This window comes from Thalassolituus sp. UBA675 (genome assembly GCF_002297765.1).
In the GTDB taxonomy this organism is placed as follows: domain Bacteria; phylum Pseudomonadota; class Gammaproteobacteria; order Pseudomonadales; family Oceanobacteraceae; genus Thalassolituus.
This window is the reverse complement of sequence record NZ_DBNJ01000025.1, coordinates 39,766-55,314: the sequence shown is the minus strand read 5'-3', so window position 1 is coordinate 55,314 and position 15,549 is coordinate 39,766. Positions and strand designations below refer to the sequence as shown.

Genomic DNA, 15,549 nt, shown 5'->3' with positions numbered 1-15,549 from the left:
ATCACGATTGCTTAGCATTGTCGGCAACCATCATCAGGGGCAGCCGAAAAAGGGGCGCTATTGTCCCTCAAGTACCGGAAATGGGCAACGCCGTCGGGCGGATTATGATCAGATAAAACTGTAAAGAGTCAGAGACGGTTGATCTCGTACGCCGCCATATTAACCGCTGTTGCAAGATTCAGAGATTCGATGGCACCACAGCCGTTGATTGTAAAGGTATGCGGATCAATCGTTTCGAGTGCTTCGCGCGGTACGCCTCTGGCTTCATTGCCGAAGACGTAGCAGTCGCAGCCCCTGAACGAAGAGTGACTCATGTGCTCTCCATGCATATCCAGCGTGGCGATATTGCGGAAGCGGTGGGGCAGAGACATCAGGCCGACATCAAGTTCCATCGGGACATGGAATATGGCACCCATACTGGAACGAACCACCTTCGGGTTATATGGATCAACGCTGTTGGGGCTGAGCAGCAGGCGGAAACCACCAAACCAGCCGAGAGTGCGGATGATGGTGCCCAGATTCCCCGGGTCCTGAATTTCGTGAAGGTAGACAGACTTAAGCTCAGGCGCTGACGCAGGAGACAGGTCTGCCATATTTACAACGGCGATCATACCTTGCGGTGATTTCGTGTCCGATAACTGAGACATCTGCTTATTGCTGATGACTTTCTTCTCGAAGGGCGCAGGCCAGTCTTTGTGCTGTTCAGTCACGTACAGGATCGTATTCCGCACCAGTACTGGGTTATCAGCACCAGCTCGCTCGAGTTCCAGAATCAGGTGCTCGCCTTCGACCAGAAACTTCTGGTGAAGCTGACGATATTTTTTCTGATGCAGCTTGCGAATGTCTTCGAGTTTCATTTTTCGCCTAAGAGAAGCTGAGAGCCTTTGAAAATGACCATGATACCGTTCACTAGTGATTCGCGGCTCAGGTGATAGTCATTGACGGCCCAGTTGCGAGTGGCCTGAATAATACCACCAACGATTGCATTGCCGAGGACTTCTGTTTCTTCGGTATTGAGTGGCCATTCTTTGACATAAGCCCGTGAGGCGCCCATCAGAACCATAACAAAGCGGCGAATATAATCATTGTAAAGACCGTGCATGTAATCACTGACGCCTTCAGCTTCAAACATACAGACTTTGGCTACTCTGGGGTCTTCCATCTCAGCGAAGAAGTCATTGAGGAGCCTACGGATCAACTCTTCCGGGAAGGTCTTGCCCTCGAGGTTAATGAGAGACTTCTGCAATCGGGCAAGAATACCTTGCAAGCATCGCTCGTACACCTCAATCAGGCACTCCTCCATAGACGAGAAACTTTCGTAGAAGTATCGATCGGTCAGGCCGGCTTCTTTGCAGAGTTTACGGACCGTTGTGGCGTGAAAACCTTCGTTCCCGAACAGGTTCAGGCCGGCTTCAACGAAGCGTTCGCGGCGTTGGGCAGTGCGCTGCTCAGGGGTTAAACCCCGGTAACTGCGGCCCGATGAGGTGGTATTGGTAGACGTCATTTGGCTATTTGACATCACGTGTCGTCAGAAGTAAAGTGACATCGTGTGTCGTCAGATTGGCGGGCGTGCGTTTAATGAACGAGGTAAAGCAAGATGCAGCAACACAACATTGTCATTATCGGTAGCGGCTTTGGTGGACAGTGCGCCGCTATTAACCTGATCAAGCAGGGACGTGAAGACTTCGTCATCCTTGAACGTCGCAGCTTTATGGGCGGCACCTGGTCTCAGAATACCTACCCGGGTGCTGCGGTCGATGTTCAGTCACCGCTGTATTCCATTTCGCATGAGCCGTACCCGTGGACGCAGATGTTCGCCAATCAGAAAGAGCTGAACGAGTACACAGAGTTCGTTATCAGTAAATACAACCTGCGTGAGCGCACGCACACGGGTTGTAACGTTGCTAAAGTTGAGTGGCAGGATGACATCAGCCGTTGGCATATCCACCTCGATAACGGCGAAGTTTACGAGAGCCAGTTTATTATTAATGCCTCTGGTCCATTGAGCACACCGGTTATTCCGAACTTTAAGGGTAAGGATAACTTTAAAGGTAAGTCGTTCCACACCAACGACTGGGACCACAGCTACGACTATAAAGACAAAAAAGTTGCCATTATTGGTAGCGGCGCGAGTGCAGCCCAGATAATTCCAGAAATCGCCAAAGACGTGAAAGAACTGCACGTTTTTCAGCGTACTCCGCATTGGGTTATGCCGCGTCACGATAAGAAATTTAAGCCATGGCAGCGTGCACTCCTGAAAAATAAGTTTATCTATAAGCTGCTTCGCTGGAGTATTTACTGGGCGCTTGAAACCCGTATTCTTGGTTTTAAATATTCTGAAGCCGGCCTCAAGGCCGCTGCGCAAAAACCAGCGTTGGCACATATCAAACGTCAGATTAAAGATCCGGAGTTGCGCGCCAAAGTAACCCCTGATTACACGATCGGTTGTAAGCGTATTATTCTGTCGAACACCCTCTACCCAGCGTTTTGTCGCGATAACGTGTTCCTGCACGATAAAACTGACGGTATCGACGAAATCACAGAAACTGGAATTAATACAGAGAAGGGTGAGAAACTCGATTTTGATCTGATCGTATACTCCACCGGCTACGACGCAACCGATGGCGTTATCTCTTACCCGGTTGTTGGTCGTGGTGGAAAAGCGATCAGTGATGTCTGGGAAGATTATCCTCGCGCTTACCTGGGTACAGTCATTCCTGATTTCCCGAACCTGTTCATTGTGACCGGCCCGAATACAGGTATTGGCCACACGTCAGCGATCTTCGTTATCGAGGCCCAGATGAACTACATCATGCAGGCAATTCACCGAGTGCGTGGTGCGCATGCTAAATCGATCGAAGTGACACCTGAGGCGGAAGAGCGTTACACCAACCATATTCACAGCGAAATGAAGAAAACCGTCTGGGAAAAAGGCGGTTGTAACTCCTGGTATAAGAGCAAAAGCGGCAAAGTAATCGCTATGTTCCCGGGGTTTAGCTGGGCGTTCTGGTTGCTGGCGAAAAACTTCAAACGTGCTGATCACACTATGCGTTGAGTGATTTTAAATTACGCCAAAGCGGGGTGTTTTCTGATCATATATTGGCCGAAAGCACCCTTTGAAATACGGTGAGTTAACGTACAGTTTAGCCATCATAAAAAACGTATGACAACAGACACTTTTCAGGCGTCGGCCTGATGCCTGAAGGAGAAAAATATGAAAAATCTGAGCGGAAAAGTCGCAGCAGTAACCGGTGCAGGTTCTGGTATTGGCCGTGCGCTGGCTATCAACCTGGCACAGAATGGCTGTAACGTTGCACTGAGCGACGTTAACGAAGCAGGTCTCGCTGAGACGGCCGAGATGCTTAAACAATATCCGGTTAAGATTACTACCCAGAAACTGGACGTATCTGATAAAGACGCCTTCTACGCATGGGCAAATCAGGTTGTCGCAGACCATGGTAAAGCGAACCTGGTGTTCAACAACGCGGGTGTTGCTCTGGCGGGTACCGTGGGTGATCTGTCTATTGAAGACTATAAGTGGATCATGGACATCAACTTCTACGGCGTACTGTACGGCACGAAAGCGTTCCTGCCACACATGGAAGCCGCTGGTGAAGGCCACATTGTGAACATCTCCAGTATCTTTGGTCTGGCGTCTCAGCCCCTGATGAGCGGCTACAATGCTTCTAAGTTCGCGGTACGCGGTCTGACCGAATCTCTGCGTCAGGATCTGGATATTGCAGGTTCTTGTGTAAGTACTACCTGTGTACACCCAGGTGGTATCAAAACCAATATTGCTCAGTCGACTCGCTTCAACGAGAAGTCGTCTGAAATCACTGGCGCAAGCGCAGATGACTCCAAAGCAGAATTCGAGCGTCTGTTTATCACCACACCAGACAAAGCAGCAAAAACCATCATCAATGGCGTTAAGAAAAACAAGCGTCGCGTACTGATTGGCCCAGATGCTGTTGCGTTTGACCTGATGGTTCGTACTCTGGGTTCCTGGTACCAGAAAGTCATCGTTTCGGTTATGAAACTGCAGGCAAACCAGAACCGTAAGAAGAACAAAACTGCTTAATAGCTGAGGCATTCTGATAAAAGCGTCACTGCATGAAAATGCAGTGGCGTTTTTTTATTCCAGTAGGATCTTGAAATGGAAAATTATCGCAAGGATGTTGTTGTCTCACTTTTGAGATATTTACCTCTATTTATTCTTGTTCTAATTAATGTCGGATCAAAGCCCTCTCCATCCGAAGAGTTATTGAAAGATAGACGAAGTGAATGTGGAGTAGTCAGGAGGATAAAAGCCGGTAAATATGGGCCTGTCGTGCACTTCGTCAGTGACTTTCCATTTAAAAAGGTAGTGGTAAATCAGCCTCGCTCGGCTCAGGCGGGACTATGGCAGGCTTTCAGAGAGGGACTTCTCGGTCAAAGGTTATGTATCGATAAAGTTCGTCGTTCAGTCGATGGAAATTACAACTTCGTGGCACAAATTCGTAAAAATGATCAAGCCTTACTGGATGAGCTCATGATTCGACACGCCTATTTCTGGATCAATACTGATTATAATCGCGCGGTAAAGTGGCTTACTCCTCTGATGATTATCCTCTCGATAGTAACTATTCCGCCGTGGCATAAGATTTTTCGATGGTTGCGTTATCGTCATAAGTGATACTATAGTGATACTTTATATTGTCGAGTATCAGCTATGAAAACTGAGCTAGTGACCAGCCTGAAACGTCAGGCAACCCGCATTCTTGCTGATCTTCACGAAACCAAAGAGCCTGTGCTGATTACAGAACATGGTCAGCCATCGGCGTATCTTTTGGATGTTGATGATTACGAGCAGTTGATGACCCGCATGAGCATCCTTGAAGGGATCGCTCGCGGAGAGCAAGCGGTTAAGGATGGTCGCGTTATGTCTCATAGTGAAGCTAAGGACCGGCTTTTAAAATGGATGAAATAACTCCGGTTGAAGTAATCTGGACGGAGGCAGCTGTTCAGGATCTTGAGTCGTTAGCAGAATATATAGCGCTCTCTAATCCGGTGGCAGCCAGTGAGCTGGTGTCTCGTGTATTTGAAGTTGTCGAGCGTCTTGCCCAATTTCCTGAGTCGGGGCGTTTCCCTCTGGAACTCGAGGGTTTTCCTTACCGCGAAGTTATTGTTAACCCTTGCCGTGTCTTCTACCGAGTTGAGAACAGCAAGGTGTTTATTCTTCATGTTTTTCGCCATGAACGTGATGTCCGCCGCTTTCTTGCTGGATCTGAATAAGGACGCCTGGCTTAACCCGGCAGGCGCCCTTCTTTCTCAGAGTAATGAAGATCTGGTTAACCTCCCTTCAGTGCCTCTTTCACTGACTCTGCGATGGGCGTCGTTGGTCGGCCAATGAGTCCGCTCAGAGTCTGGCTTTTATCGTACAAACCTCCCTGTGAAGCCCCCGTGTCTGAATCGGCAAGCATATGTGCCAGTGGTGCAGGTAAGCCAGCTTGCTCAAGGGCTGACGCATAGTCTGCTTCAGGAAGGTTGACGTAACCGATCTCTTTCCCGGTTTGTTGGCTGATTTCCGCCGCCAGCTCTGCGAGTGTGTAGGCTTTATCGCCAGACAGTTCATAAATTTTGCCACTCTGATTGTCCATGGTAAATACTTTCGCAGCAGCAGCGGCGTAGTCTGCTCGGGCTGCAGACGCGATCAGACCATCGCCTGCACAGCCGTAGAGTGTGCCCAGCTGAAGCGCTGCGGGAATGCCTGCTGTGTAGTTTTCGCTGTACCAGCCATTGCGCAGCAGGGCGAACGGAATGCCAGATTCCGATAGTATGGCTTCGGTGGCACGGTGTTCTTCGGCAAGCCCGAGGGGCGAGGTATCGGCGTGCAGAATACTGGTGTAGGCAATCAGCCCTATGCCATTTTCTTTCGCAGCGTTAATGACATTCTGATGTTGCTGGGCACGTTGTCCCACCTCACTTGAAGAAATCAGCAATAATTTTTTAGTGCCTTTGAGGGCTTCGATCAACGTGCCTGGTTCATTGTAATCAGCCTGGCGGACGGTGATCCCGCGCTCAGCGAGATCACTGATACTTTCTGGGGTTCTTACCAGTGCGGTTATTTCTGATGCAGGTGTTGTCGTGAGCAGTTCATCGATAACAAGGCGTCCGAGTTGGCCTGAGGCTCCGGTGATTGCAATCATTGTATGTACTCCGTATGTGCTTTCGTTGTGTGATGAAACCACTTTAGACGCTATACTTACTTTTAGTAAGTACGCACCAAAAGGTAAGTATGATGAGTGGACCTTCAGAAACAAAAAAGTCGCCGAAGCTATCAGAACGCTTCGAACGCGGAGATCTCTTTGCAGCCCCCTGTCCGTCAAGGGATGTTCTGAATCATGTGTCGAGTCGTTGGGGCGTTCTGGTACTGATTGGTTTGCGTACCGGCACACACCGTTTCAGCGAGCTGCGCCGAAAAATTGATGGCGTCAGCGAGAAAATGTTGGCTCAGACACTTCAGGCTCTTGTTAAAGATGGCTTCGTTAGCCGGGTATCCCATCCGGTCGTTCCGCCTTTTGTCGAGTACAGCCTGACGCCAATGGGGGAAGAGGTTTCAGAAAAAGTGATGGCACTCGCTGACTGGATTGAAGAGAACTTTGCCAGAGTACTCGAAGCCCGGGATAGTCTCGACTCCGTCAATTGAACTCCTCAGCCTGCAGACAGACAAAACTCTATATTTAAAACGGAGCAGTAACATGGCCTCTCAATTCAGGACCGAACGTGACAGCATGGGCGAAGTGCCGGTGCCTGCCGATGCTTTGTACGGCGCTCAGACTCAAAGAGCGATTGATAACTTTTCTATTTCAGGTCAGCCAATGCCTGAACGTTTTGTTCGTGCACTTCTCACGCTAAAGCGGGCAACGGCTGAAGCAAACCTCTCTTTGGAGACGCTGGATTCCGGTAGGGCTACTGCCATTGTCAAAGCCGTCGATCAGTTATTGAGTGATCCGGCATTAGTAAGTCATTTCCCCGTCGATATTTTCCAGACGGGGTCGGGCACCAGTTCAAATATGAACGCGAACGAGGTGATTGCAACACTGGCGTCGCGTTCACTTGGCTCTGAGGTCTCGCCTAATGATCATGTCAACGCGAGCCAGAGCAGTAATGATGTGATTCCTTCCGCCTTGCACGTGTCGGGCTTTATTGCTTTGTCAGAAGAGCTGTTGCCGGCGCTCTCTCATCTTGTCGAAGTTCTGGAGCAGAAGGCGGCATCGCTTGCACATATTACGAAAACCGGGCGTACGCATCTGATGGACGCGATGCCCGTACGTTTCGATCAGGTGTTAGGAGGATGGTCGGCACAGATCGAACACGCCATGCGTAACCTTGACGAGGCTGGCCGTGAATTACAGGGGCTGGTGATTGGTGGTACTGCTGTTGGTACCGGCGTGAATGCCGATGATGATTTTGCTGAAAGTGTATGTCGCTATCTGAATTCCTACCTTAACAGCGATATAAGCACTGATTTCAGCAGTTCGGCAGAGCAGGGTTTCTATCCGGCGAACAGTCGCTTTGCGGGCATGGGAGCGCAGGATGTTGTGGTGGCGGTGTCTGGCGCCCTGAAGACTCTTGCCGTCGCTTTGATGAAGATAGCGAATGATCTGCGCTGGATGAACTCAGGGCCTCTTGCAGGGCTGGGCGAAATAGAGCTGCCCGCTCTGCAACCTGGCTCATCCATCATGCCCGGTAAGGTGAACCCGGTGATTCCGGAAGCCGTCGCGATGGCCTGTGCTCAGGTGATTGGGAACGATACAACAATTACCGTGGCTGGGCAGTCCGGTAATTTTGAGCTGAACGTGATGCTGCCCTTGTTTGCGAGCAGGTTGCTCGACAGCATGCAGCTAATGAGTCGCTCTGCGACCAGCCTGGCCGACGATGCAATTCTTGGCTTTACGGTACGTGAAACATCGGTGACTGAACCTTTGGCAAAGAATCCGGTACTGGTGACAGCGCTTAATCCTGTTATTGGTTATCTGAAGGCGGCTGAGGTAGCCAAGGCCGCGTATCAACAAGGGCGTCCGGTGTTGGATGTTGCGGCAGAGATGACGGATCTGAGCCGCGAAGAGTTAGAGTCTCTGATGGACCCTCAGGCACTGACTGAGTCAGATCAGAGTTCGTAAGTCGCTTTGCAATAGGCAACGCCTGAGGCCAGTAAGTATTTCTGGCAGACATTGAGTGTGCAATAGAACTCGTCTGTTCTGGCTTCATCCGGGCGGATGATTTCTGGCTCTCCCTGGTAACCTTTCTTGCAGAGCTCTGAGGCCCGGCGGTGCCAGATATCTTTGAGATTACTCAGGGTCCGTTCTTTGGTCAGCATCATGGCAGGTAAGCTCTCGTGGCGCACTTCAATAACATGCACGCCTTCGCTGACTTCTTTGTTGATGTAGCCATCGGTCTGAGCAGGCTGTTCGGGTGAATCGAGCTGAACGGCCTGATAGTCCAGGGGCGCGCAGCCAGTCAGAGTGAACAGCAGGGTGACAAGTAAAACCGGAATTAATCGCAGGGCGTTCATGAACAGCCTAGGGTGCCTTGATGTAAAAAGCCTATTCTGCCGTAATTTTAGCGAAAATGCCTCTGCTCAATGTCGCCAGATCGTCAGCATGTAGTGCAATTTCCAGCCCGCGGCGCCCTGCACTGATATGAATGCGTGGCAGAGCCTGTGCTGAGGCGTCAATCACAGTCGGGAGCGCCTTTTTTTGCCCCAGTGGGCTGATGCCTCCTACGACGTATCCGGTGGTGCGCTCAGCGACTTTAGGATCGGCCATCTCGGCTTTCTTGGCACCCACCGCTTTAGCGATGGATTTCAGACTCAGGGTGTTAGAGACGGGCAGTACTGCGACAGCCAGTGTACTTTTATGGCCAGTCAGGCTGACCAACAATGTTTTGAAGACACTGTCTGGGGGCAGCCCGAGTTTCTCAGCCGCTTCAAGACCGTAGCTTTCAGCGTTAGCATCATGGCTGTATTCAAGCAGCTCATATGTTATGCCGCCTTTTTTCGCGGCGTTTACGGCAGGGGTCACTCGACGTCTCCGCTGTAAACGCCGATGTAACGAAAGCGCGGTTGTGTTCCTTCGGTCGTCGTCACTTGTTCTGTGAACATGGTCAGGGGGCGTACCCAGTGGCTGAAGTCACCGTAGAGCGTGCGGTAATGAACCAGCCACTCTTCTGTTTCACTGTGTCGGACCAGCCCAAACACTTCATAGTCGCTACCCTTATAGTGGCGGTAGCGACCCGGTTGTATCTCGGGTGTTTCGCTCATCTCTGGTATTTCGCTCGCTCAGTCAGTCTTTTTCCATCTCGAAGCGGACCTGAACCTGCTGGCTGATGGTCTGCTCCTGAATTTTCATACCGCTGCCGCTGTCCGCTTTGGCAGACCGCATCATCGGGGCGCTTTCCATCATCATAACTGGCTGTGGGAAGTGCGCAGCCTGCTCCTGAATCCAGAGTACACCTGTCACTTTCTGCCCCAGAGTGGCCGCCATTTCTTCTGCTTTAGCTTTGGCATCCAGTAAGGCCAGGCGGCGGGCTTTGCTCTCGTGCTCTGCGGGCTTATCAAAGCCCAGGCTGGTGTTCTGAATACGGTAGCGCTCGTCGATCAGGACTTCTTCAAGAAACGGGCCGTATTTATCCAGCGTACGAAGAGTGATGGTAACAGGGCGAATAACCCGGTGACCGATCAGCTCGCGTTTGCCATTGCCCTGATATTCCCATTGAGGGTAATTGCTGATCCGGACTGATTCGATATCGTCTTCGGCAATGCCGTGTTCCTCTGCGACTTTCGATAGTTGAGCGAAAGCGTCATCGACTTTGTTTTTTGCGCGTACAACGTCTTTTTCTGTCGCACTGAGTTCAACGGAAAGCGTCAGGAAATCCGGATAAACATCCAGTTCCCCCTGACCGCTGACATCAATATAAGCGCTGTCACTGAGTGCTGGGGCGCTCATGCTGATGATAAAAAGAAATGTGCCCAGTACGGCAAGAAATCTGTTGTGAGTATTCATGGCAATCGTCCTGTGTGAATCTCAGAGCAGTATCAGCTACGGAAGTGGGTGTACCCTTCTTTGCTGAATACCAGTAATTCATTATTTTTGTGGACGCAGACATCTGCGTCGCCGGCAGTGACGCTACCTACGATCCGGCACTCGCGTAACCCTGCCGTTAATGCGCAGGCTTCAATGCGCTCGCGGGCATTGGCGGGTGCGGTAAACAGTAGCTGGTAATCGTCACCACCAGTCAGACATTCATGCCAGCGTGGATGTTCCCCATTGACTGCGGTAGGTATCTTCTCAGCATCCAGATTCATCACGACACCGGAAGCATTCGCTATGTGGCGGGTATCCTGAATCAGTCCGTCTGAGATATCGATGGCGGCGGTGGCCAGGCTCAGCAGCAGGTGCCCAAACGACAGGTGCACTCTGGGGTGATAGTAGGGGGCAGTTTCCTGATCGTCTCTTGTCGGGTCCCGGAGGACGTCGTCGAGTATCAGTGCTGCTCCTCCGACCTTGCCGGTGAGCCAGATGTCCTGACCCGGACGCGCGGCATCGCGTCGTAAGCCCAGTCCTCGTGGCAACCAGCCTTGCACAGCAACGGTAATGGTCAGATGTTCGCCGTACGTAGTATCGCCGCCTAACAACGGCATATTTAACGTATTAGCTGTGAGGCGTAGGCCAGCAGCAAGGTCACGGAGAAACCAGTCTTCGCTGTTGTTCAGTGTCAGGGCGAGATGAAAGCCTTGCGGTACAGCGCCCATAGCAGCAAGGTCGCTGGTGGCGCAGCGCAGTGCACGGCCAGCAATCAGGCCAGGCGGAGCATCAGCAGGAAAATGCACACCCGCAACCTGAGTATCAATGCTCTGGGCGAGTTCCATATCGGAGGGGGGAGTGATCAGGGAACAGTCGTCACCAATCCCCAGCAGCAAGTCACTCGCTGCCGGGTAACCGGTAGAAAAACAGTCGCGGATCAGGTCAAACTCTGAAGACCGCGCCAAAAGTCAGCCTTTACCGCCACGTATTTCCACCATACGCTCGCGTTGTGCCAGCTTATCGAGAACACCGTTAACGTATTTATGACCGTCGGTTGCGCCGAAGGTCTTCGCCAGCTCAATGGCCTCGTTAATGACGACCTTGTAAGGCACATCAATACGGTGGCACATTTCAAAGGCGCCTAAGCGAAGAATCGCCAGTTCTACTGGAGTCAGCTCATCGATGCGACGATCCAGGAACGGCTGAATTTTTTCGTCCAGTACACTCTTTTCTTTGGGCACGCCATGAAGAATATCGTGGAAATACTCGTCATCCACTTTGCTCATGTCGTTGTCAGTGCGGAATTCGGCTTCGATGTCGCCAAGACCGCTACCAGACACCTGCCATTGATACAGTGCCTGCAATGCAAAGCGACGCGCTTTACGGCGCGCAGCTGGGCTGGATTTCTGATGGCCAGAAGCTCGGGACATTGTCCTTACGCCTCCATTGCTTTGAGCAGGGCAACCATTTCAAAGGCTGACATTGCTGCTTCTTCACCCTTGTTACCTGCCTTGGTACCAGAGCGTTCGATAGCTTGTTCGATGGTGTCGACGGTCAGAACACCGAAAGCTACCGGGATATCGTATTCCATCATGACAGATGCCAGGCCTTTCGAGCATTCGCCCGCAACAAACTCAAAGTGCGGCGTACCACCACGAATGACAGCACCCAGTGCGATGACTGCATCGTATTTGCCAGACGCTGCTGCTTTTTTCACGACCAGCGGAATTTCAACTGCGCCTGGTGCGCGGATAATGGTGATGTTGTCTGCTTCAACGCCATGGCGCGTAAGAGAGTCGACAGCACCTTCGAGCAGGCTTTCAACAACAAAGGCGTTCCAGCGGCCAACTACGATGGCGTACTTGCCGTCGTTCGGGGTCAGATTCCCTTCGATTGTACGGATGTGTTTCATAATGATTTCCTGTCGGTCAATTATTCGCTGAATGGCAGATATTCGGTGATTTCGAGATCAAAACCCGAGATGCCACTGTATTTCATTTCAGAGCTGAGCAGTCTCATCTTACGGACGTTCAGTTCGCGCAGAATCTGAGAGCCAGTGCCGATCGTCAGGAAGGCACCGCTGCTGTCTGTGTTCGGGCTACGCATAGGCTTGGCGCGGCCAAAGAAGTTATCAAGCGAGGCGCTGACGTCTTCTTTCTGATCCGCTGAAAGCAGAACCAGGACGCCTTTGCCTTCTTTCGCAATATGCTCCAGGGCTGCGGTCGACGACCAGCTGCCAGATTCGCAGGAGCGCAGACCCAGTACGTCGCGGATCATATTATTGGTCTGAACGCGAACCAGAGTCGGTTCTTCCGGCTGGATATCACCCATCGTCAGAGCGAGGTGTGTTTCGCCCTGAATCGTGTCGCGGAAGGTAATGAGGTTGAAGTCACCAAATTCAGTATGTGCTTTGTCTTCCGATACGACCTCGATGGTTTTTTCGTTCGCCATACGGTACTGGATCAGGTCGGCAATAGTGCCGATCTTCAGGCCGTGTTTTTCTGCGAAGACTTCGAGGTCAGGGCGGCGGGCCATGGTGCCATCGGCGTTCATGACTTCAACAATGGCTGCCGATGGAATCAGGCCAGCCAGGCGAGCGAGGTCGCAGCCTGCTTCGGTATGACCAGCACGGCTCAGTACACCGCCCGGGCGCGCTCGCAGTGGGAAGATATGACCTGGCTGCACGATGTCATCTGGCTTGCCCATCGGGTTTACAGCGGCGAGGATAGTTGCTGCACGGTCTGCTGCTGAAATACCAGTGGTAACGCCTTCTGCCGCTTCGATAGAGACGGTGAAGGGGGTAGAGAACTTAGCACCGTTGCCCGCAACCATCGATGGCAGCCCCAGATAATCACAGCGTTCACCTGTCAGAGTCAGGCAGATCAGACCACGGGCTTCTGTTGCCATAAAGTTGATTATGTCGGGGGTAACTTTCTCAGACGCTACAATGATATCGCCTTCGTTTTCGCGATCCTCGTCATCCATCAGGATAACCATTTTACCATCGCGGATATCGGCAATAATTTCTTCGATACTGTTCAGAGCCATAATACTTCCCGGTTATTTCCAGAAGCCGTTCTCAGCGAGGAACGCTGGTGTCAGGCGACTTTCATCGTGTGTTTTTTGTCCCAGAAGCTGCTCGAGGTAACGTGCAATCACGTCGACCTCAAGGTGAACTTCTGCTCCGGCTTCCAGGTCGGCCAGAGTCGTTTCCTGCGCCGTATGAGGCACAATGTTCAATTCAAAACCTGTTGCCGTCAGTGCGTTCGTCGTCAGGCTGACACCATCGACGGTGACTGAGCCTTTGGCGGCTATGTAGCGACGCAGATCGGCGGGCACTTCGATGTCAAAGCGGATTGAGCGCGCATCAGCCTTGCGTCCGCGGACAACACCAACACCGTCGACATGACCACTGACAATATGGCCGCCCATACGGGTCGTCGGCAGCATCGCTTTCTCAAGATTTACTCGGGTACCCGGTGCCCACTGAGCAATCCGGGTGTGAGCGAGAGATTCCCGCGATACATCGGCTTCAAAACCATCGGCATGGGCTGCAACGACGGTCAGGCAGACACCATTGGTTGCAATGCTGTCGCCGAGCTTTACATCGCTCAGATCCAGGTTGCCCGTATTGATCCGTAGGCGCAGGTCGCCTTGTTCAGATCGGGTGCTGGCTATTTTGCCCACTGCTTCAATAATACCGGTAAACACGTCAGGCCTTCTTTGCTGCTGTAGAAGTGTCAGGGCGCAGCGTCAGCCGCAGGTCGTTACCGACCATGCGAACGTCCTGCCATTGCCAGCGGATCTGCTGCTTCATCTCACTGAGTGGCAATGATAGCAGCGGCCGCGCGTCACTTCCGAGTAATGTTGGCGCGCAGTATACGATAAGTTCGTCGACGAGGCCTGCACTGACAAAGGCACCCGCGAGTTTTGCTCCGCTTTCGATGAGAACTTCATTGCTGCCCTGAGTCGCAAGGTGACGCAACAGAGCGTCGATGTCGGTGTGTTCATCGCGCTCGCCAGCCCAATAATTCAGCGCCCCGAGACTAGTATCGCGGTTAATGGGCGATGCTGGAGGCGTGCGGGCAGCAATCAGAATGTCTCCGGGCTTGTCGAAGATCGTAGCCTCGTTACTGACACGGTGAGCACCGTCTACGATGACTCGCAGAGGTTGCCGGCACAGACCTTCTGGAATATCCAGACCCGCCTCGTCAGGGCGCACCGTCATGGACGGGTTATCGATGATGACGCTCTCGGCCCCGGTTATGACAGCACAGCTTTGGGCCCTGAGCGCCTGAACATCGCGTCGGGCGGCGCTGCCTGTAATCCATTGGCTTTCACCGGACGCCATCGCTGTGCGTCCGTCGAGACTCATTGCAAGCTTTATCCGCACATACGGCAGGCCTGTGCGCATGCGTTTCATAAATCCAGCATTGATCGCACCTGCTTCAGCTTCGAGACACGACTCGACAACCTCTATGCCTGCTTGTCTGAGCATCTCGTATCCGCGCCCGGCAACGCTCGGGTTAGGGTCCCGGACTGCGCCAACGACTCTGGCAACGCCGGCCTTAATCAGTCCTTCTGCGCATGGAGGCGTTCGGCCATAGTGGCTGCAAGGCTCCAGCGTAACGTAAGCCGTAGCGCCGCGTGCCTCATCACCGGCAGCGCGCAGAGCGTGAACTTCTGCGTGCGGCTCACCGGCTTTCTGGTGCCAGCCTTCTCCGACTTTGACACCGTCTTTGACAATAACGCAGCCCACGCGAGGGTTAGGGCTGGTGGTGTACAGACCTTTCTTTGCAAGTCGGAGGGCGTCAGCCATCCATTCCAGATCGTTGGGCAACAGGCGGCTCATGATGACTCCTTCTTACCAAGGTCATCAGTTCCGGCCTTTGAGGCTTCCGAAGAGGCGAGTGTTGAGCTCTCTACCACTTTAACTACCGCAGGAGAGGCTGCTTTCAGACTGATCCGTTCGATTTCGGCACGGAATTCTTCAAGGTCTTTGAAGCTGCGATAAACCGATGCAAAACGGACGAAGGCGACCTCGTCCAGCGAGCGCAGCTCGTCCATCACCCATTCGCCTACGTCACGGCTGGCGACTTCGCGTTCGCCTGTGGCCCTGAGTTTCTGTTTGATATGAGTGATGGCCGCCTCAATCGATTCGATGCTGACAGGGCGTTTTTCGAGTGCGCGCTGGATGCCTGAACGAAGCTTATCTTCGTCAAAAGGTTCACGCTTTCCGTCCTGCTTGATCACTCGCGGCATAACGAGCTCGGCAGTTTCGAAGGTGGTGAAGCGCTCACCACAGAGGATGCATTCCCGGCGCCGACGGATTTGTTCACCGTCAGCCACGAGACGTGAGTCTATGACTTTGGTTTCCGGATGTGCGCAGAAAGGGCAATGCATATTAAAGAGCGGTCCGTTCAAAGAAAAGCGGATAAAAACTGGCCGCAATGGTACTCAGGTTCTACCTTTGCGGCAATAAAAA

The 15,549-nt window shown here is 52.3% G+C and carries 21 protein-coding genes; 7 read left to right on the top strand and 14 right to left on the bottom strand.

The features are described 5' to 3' along the window. Positions 1-128: 128 nt before the first annotated feature. Entirely contained in the window at positions 129-857 is a 729-nt protein-coding gene (locus B3007_RS10410; protein ID WP_297530935.1) for a TrmH family RNA methyltransferase, read from the bottom strand. Continuing rightward, positions 854-1,519, bottom strand: coding sequence for a TetR/AcrR family transcriptional regulator (locus tag B3007_RS10405; RefSeq protein ID WP_076515649.1), 666 nt, complete (start codon positions 1,517-1,519; stop codon positions 854-856). The genes B3007_RS10410 and B3007_RS10405 overlap by 4 nt, the downstream gene beginning before the upstream one ends. A gap of 78 nt (positions 1,520-1,597) precedes the next feature. On the opposite strand from B3007_RS10405, the gene B3007_RS10400 reads away from it, so the two are divergent. From B3007_RS10400 to B3007_RS10380, 5 genes are all read left to right on the top strand, one after another. Then, entirely contained in the window at positions 1,598-3,055 is a 1,458-nt protein-coding gene (locus tag B3007_RS10400; RefSeq protein WP_301376728.1) for a flavin-containing monooxygenase, read from the top strand. A gap of 159 nt (positions 3,056-3,214) precedes the next feature. Continuing rightward, the gene (locus tag B3007_RS10395) at positions 3,215-4,078 is read left to right on the top strand and encodes an SDR family NAD(P)-dependent oxidoreductase (protein WP_301376727.1); all 864 of its coding nucleotides are present in this window, start codon (positions 3,215-3,217) and stop codon (positions 4,076-4,078) included. Positions 4,079-4,153: 75 nt separating this feature from the next. Then, on the top strand, positions 4,154-4,672 hold the full coding sequence (locus B3007_RS10390; RefSeq protein ID WP_301376726.1) for a hypothetical protein: 519 nt from the start codon (positions 4,154-4,156) through the stop codon (positions 4,670-4,672). Positions 4,673-4,708: 36 nt separating this feature from the next. Continuing rightward, the gene (locus B3007_RS10385) at positions 4,709-4,966 is read left to right on the top strand and encodes a type II toxin-antitoxin system Phd/YefM family antitoxin (protein ID WP_301376725.1); all 258 of its coding nucleotides are present in this window, start codon (positions 4,709-4,711) and stop codon (positions 4,964-4,966) included. After that, a complete protein-coding gene (locus B3007_RS10380; RefSeq protein ID WP_301376724.1) occupies positions 4,954-5,271 on the top strand; it encodes a type II toxin-antitoxin system RelE/ParE family toxin in 318 nt (105 codons plus the stop codon). The genes B3007_RS10385 and B3007_RS10380 overlap by 13 nt, the downstream gene beginning before the upstream one ends. A gap of 56 nt (positions 5,272-5,327) precedes the next feature. Here the strand turns inward: B3007_RS10380 and B3007_RS10375 are convergent, their stop codons facing one another. Beyond that, positions 5,328-6,185 (bottom strand): SDR family oxidoreductase, encoded by an 858-nt coding sequence (locus B3007_RS10375; protein ID WP_301376723.1) that lies wholly within the window; start codon positions 6,183-6,185, stop codon positions 5,328-5,330. A gap of 92 nt (positions 6,186-6,277) precedes the next feature. On the opposite strand from B3007_RS10375, the gene B3007_RS10370 reads away from it, so the two are divergent. Then, positions 6,278-6,685, top strand: a complete 408-nt coding sequence (locus B3007_RS10370; RefSeq protein ID WP_076515635.1) for a winged helix-turn-helix transcriptional regulator — start codon at positions 6,278-6,280, stop codon at positions 6,683-6,685. A gap of 52 nt (positions 6,686-6,737) precedes the next feature. Next, positions 6,738-8,162, top strand: coding sequence for a class II fumarate hydratase (locus B3007_RS10365; RefSeq protein WP_301376722.1), 1,425 nt, complete (start codon positions 6,738-6,740; stop codon positions 8,160-8,162). Here the strand turns inward: B3007_RS10365 and B3007_RS10360 are convergent. Genes B3007_RS10360 through nrdR form a run of 11 tightly spaced genes read right to left on the bottom strand, consistent with a single transcriptional unit; the run spans position 8,150 to position 15,467 of the window. After that, positions 8,150-8,554: a hypothetical protein gene (locus B3007_RS10360; RefSeq protein WP_301376721.1), complete on the bottom strand. Its 405-nt coding sequence runs from the start codon at positions 8,552-8,554 to the stop codon at positions 8,150-8,152. The two genes, B3007_RS10365 and B3007_RS10360, sit on opposite strands and share 13 nt — an antisense overlap. 31 nt (positions 8,555-8,585) lie before the next feature. Continuing rightward, positions 8,586-9,062 carry a Cys-tRNA(Pro) deacylase gene (gene ybaK / locus B3007_RS10355; protein ID WP_297530954.1) on the bottom strand — a complete coding sequence of 159 codons (477 nt, stop codon included), beginning with the start codon at positions 9,060-9,062 and terminating at the stop codon, positions 8,586-8,588. Beyond that, positions 9,059-9,301 carry a DUF1653 domain-containing protein gene (locus B3007_RS10350; protein ID WP_301376720.1) on the bottom strand — a complete coding sequence of 81 codons (243 nt, stop codon included), beginning with the start codon at positions 9,299-9,301 and terminating at the stop codon, positions 9,059-9,061. The genes ybaK and B3007_RS10350 overlap by 4 nt, the downstream gene beginning before the upstream one ends. Before the next feature lie 22 nt (positions 9,302-9,323). Continuing rightward, positions 9,324-10,043 carry an SIMPL domain-containing protein gene (locus B3007_RS10345; protein WP_301376719.1) on the bottom strand — a complete coding sequence of 240 codons (720 nt, stop codon included), beginning with the start codon at positions 10,041-10,043 and terminating at the stop codon, positions 9,324-9,326. Positions 10,044-10,075: 32 nt separating this feature from the next. Beyond that, entirely contained in the window at positions 10,076-11,029 is a 954-nt protein-coding gene (thiL, locus tag B3007_RS10340) for a thiamine-phosphate kinase (RefSeq protein ID WP_068444010.1), read from the bottom strand. A 3-nt stretch (positions 11,030-11,032) separates the two neighbouring features. Continuing rightward, positions 11,033-11,494, bottom strand: a complete 462-nt coding sequence (gene nusB / locus B3007_RS10335) for a transcription antitermination factor NusB (protein WP_068444007.1) — start codon at positions 11,492-11,494, stop codon at positions 11,033-11,035. 5 nt (positions 11,495-11,499) lie between these two features. After that, positions 11,500-11,976 (bottom strand): 6,7-dimethyl-8-ribityllumazine synthase, encoded by a 477-nt coding sequence (gene ribE / locus B3007_RS10330; protein WP_297530964.1) that lies wholly within the window; start codon positions 11,974-11,976, stop codon positions 11,500-11,502. A gap of 20 nt (positions 11,977-11,996) precedes the next feature. Continuing rightward, positions 11,997-13,112 carry a bifunctional 3,4-dihydroxy-2-butanone-4-phosphate synthase/GTP cyclohydrolase II gene (ribBA, locus tag B3007_RS10325; RefSeq protein WP_301376718.1) on the bottom strand — a complete coding sequence of 372 codons (1,116 nt, stop codon included), beginning with the start codon at positions 13,110-13,112 and terminating at the stop codon, positions 11,997-11,999. A gap of 12 nt (positions 13,113-13,124) precedes the next feature. Further along, positions 13,125-13,775: a riboflavin synthase gene (locus B3007_RS10320; RefSeq protein WP_301376717.1), complete on the bottom strand. Its 651-nt coding sequence runs from the start codon at positions 13,773-13,775 to the stop codon at positions 13,125-13,127. A gap of 1 nt (position 13,776) precedes the next feature. Beyond that, the gene (ribD, locus tag B3007_RS10315; protein WP_301376716.1) at positions 13,777-14,916 is read right to left on the bottom strand and encodes a bifunctional diaminohydroxyphosphoribosylaminopyrimidine deaminase/5-amino-6-(5-phosphoribosylamino)uracil reductase RibD; all 1,140 of its coding nucleotides are present in this window, start codon (positions 14,914-14,916) and stop codon (positions 13,777-13,779) included. Then, on the bottom strand, positions 14,913-15,467 hold the full coding sequence (nrdR, locus tag B3007_RS10310; RefSeq protein ID WP_301376715.1) for a transcriptional regulator NrdR: 555 nt from the start codon (positions 15,465-15,467) through the stop codon (positions 14,913-14,915). Before nrdR ends, ribD begins: the two co-directional genes overlap by 4 nt. Between the last annotated feature and the right edge of the window lie 82 nt (positions 15,468-15,549).

Coding starts and splice junctions, on each gene's coding strand:
- B3007_RS10410 (WP_297530935.1), bottom strand. CDS start 857: ATGAAACTCGAAGACATTCGCAAGCTGCATCAGAAAAAATATCGTCAG.
- B3007_RS10405 (WP_076515649.1), bottom strand. CDS start 1,519: ATGTCAAATAGCCAAATGACGTCTACCAATACCACCTCATCGGGCCGC.
- B3007_RS10400 (WP_301376728.1), top strand. CDS start 1,598: ATGCAGCAACACAACATTGTCATTATCGGTAGCGGCTTTGGTGGACAG.
- B3007_RS10395 (WP_301376727.1), top strand. CDS start 3,215: ATGAAAAATCTGAGCGGAAAAGTCGCAGCAGTAACCGGTGCAGGTTCT.
- B3007_RS10390 (WP_301376726.1), top strand. CDS start 4,154: ATGGAAAATTATCGCAAGGATGTTGTTGTCTCACTTTTGAGATATTTA.
- B3007_RS10385 (WP_301376725.1), top strand. CDS start 4,709: ATGAAAACTGAGCTAGTGACCAGCCTGAAACGTCAGGCAACCCGCATT.
- B3007_RS10380 (WP_301376724.1), top strand. CDS start 4,954: ATGGATGAAATAACTCCGGTTGAAGTAATCTGGACGGAGGCAGCTGTT.
- B3007_RS10375 (WP_301376723.1), bottom strand. CDS start 6,185: ATGATTGCAATCACCGGAGCCTCAGGCCAACTCGGACGCCTTGTTATC.
- B3007_RS10370 (WP_076515635.1), top strand. CDS start 6,278: ATGAGTGGACCTTCAGAAACAAAAAAGTCGCCGAAGCTATCAGAACGC.
- B3007_RS10365 (WP_301376722.1), top strand. CDS start 6,738: ATGGCCTCTCAATTCAGGACCGAACGTGACAGCATGGGCGAAGTGCCG.
- B3007_RS10360 (WP_301376721.1), bottom strand. CDS start 8,554: ATGAACGCCCTGCGATTAATTCCGGTTTTACTTGTCACCCTGCTGTTC.
- B3007_RS10350 (WP_301376720.1), bottom strand. CDS start 9,301: ATGAGCGAAACACCCGAGATACAACCGGGTCGCTACCGCCACTATAAG.
- B3007_RS10345 (WP_301376719.1), bottom strand. CDS start 10,043: ATGAATACTCACAACAGATTTCTTGCCGTACTGGGCACATTTCTTTTT.
- nusB (WP_068444007.1), bottom strand. CDS start 11,494: ATGTCCCGAGCTTCTGGCCATCAGAAATCCAGCCCAGCTGCGCGCCGT.
- ribE (WP_297530964.1), bottom strand. CDS start 11,976: ATGAAACACATCCGTACAATCGAAGGGAATCTGACCCCGAACGACGGC.
- ribBA (WP_301376718.1), bottom strand. CDS start 13,112: ATGGCTCTGAACAGTATCGAAGAAATTATTGCCGATATCCGCGATGGT.
- ribD (WP_301376716.1), bottom strand. CDS start 14,916: ATGAGCCGCCTGTTGCCCAACGATCTGGAATGGATGGCTGACGCCCTC.
- nrdR (WP_301376715.1), bottom strand. CDS start 15,467: ATGCATTGCCCTTTCTGCGCACATCCGGAAACCAAAGTCATAGACTCA.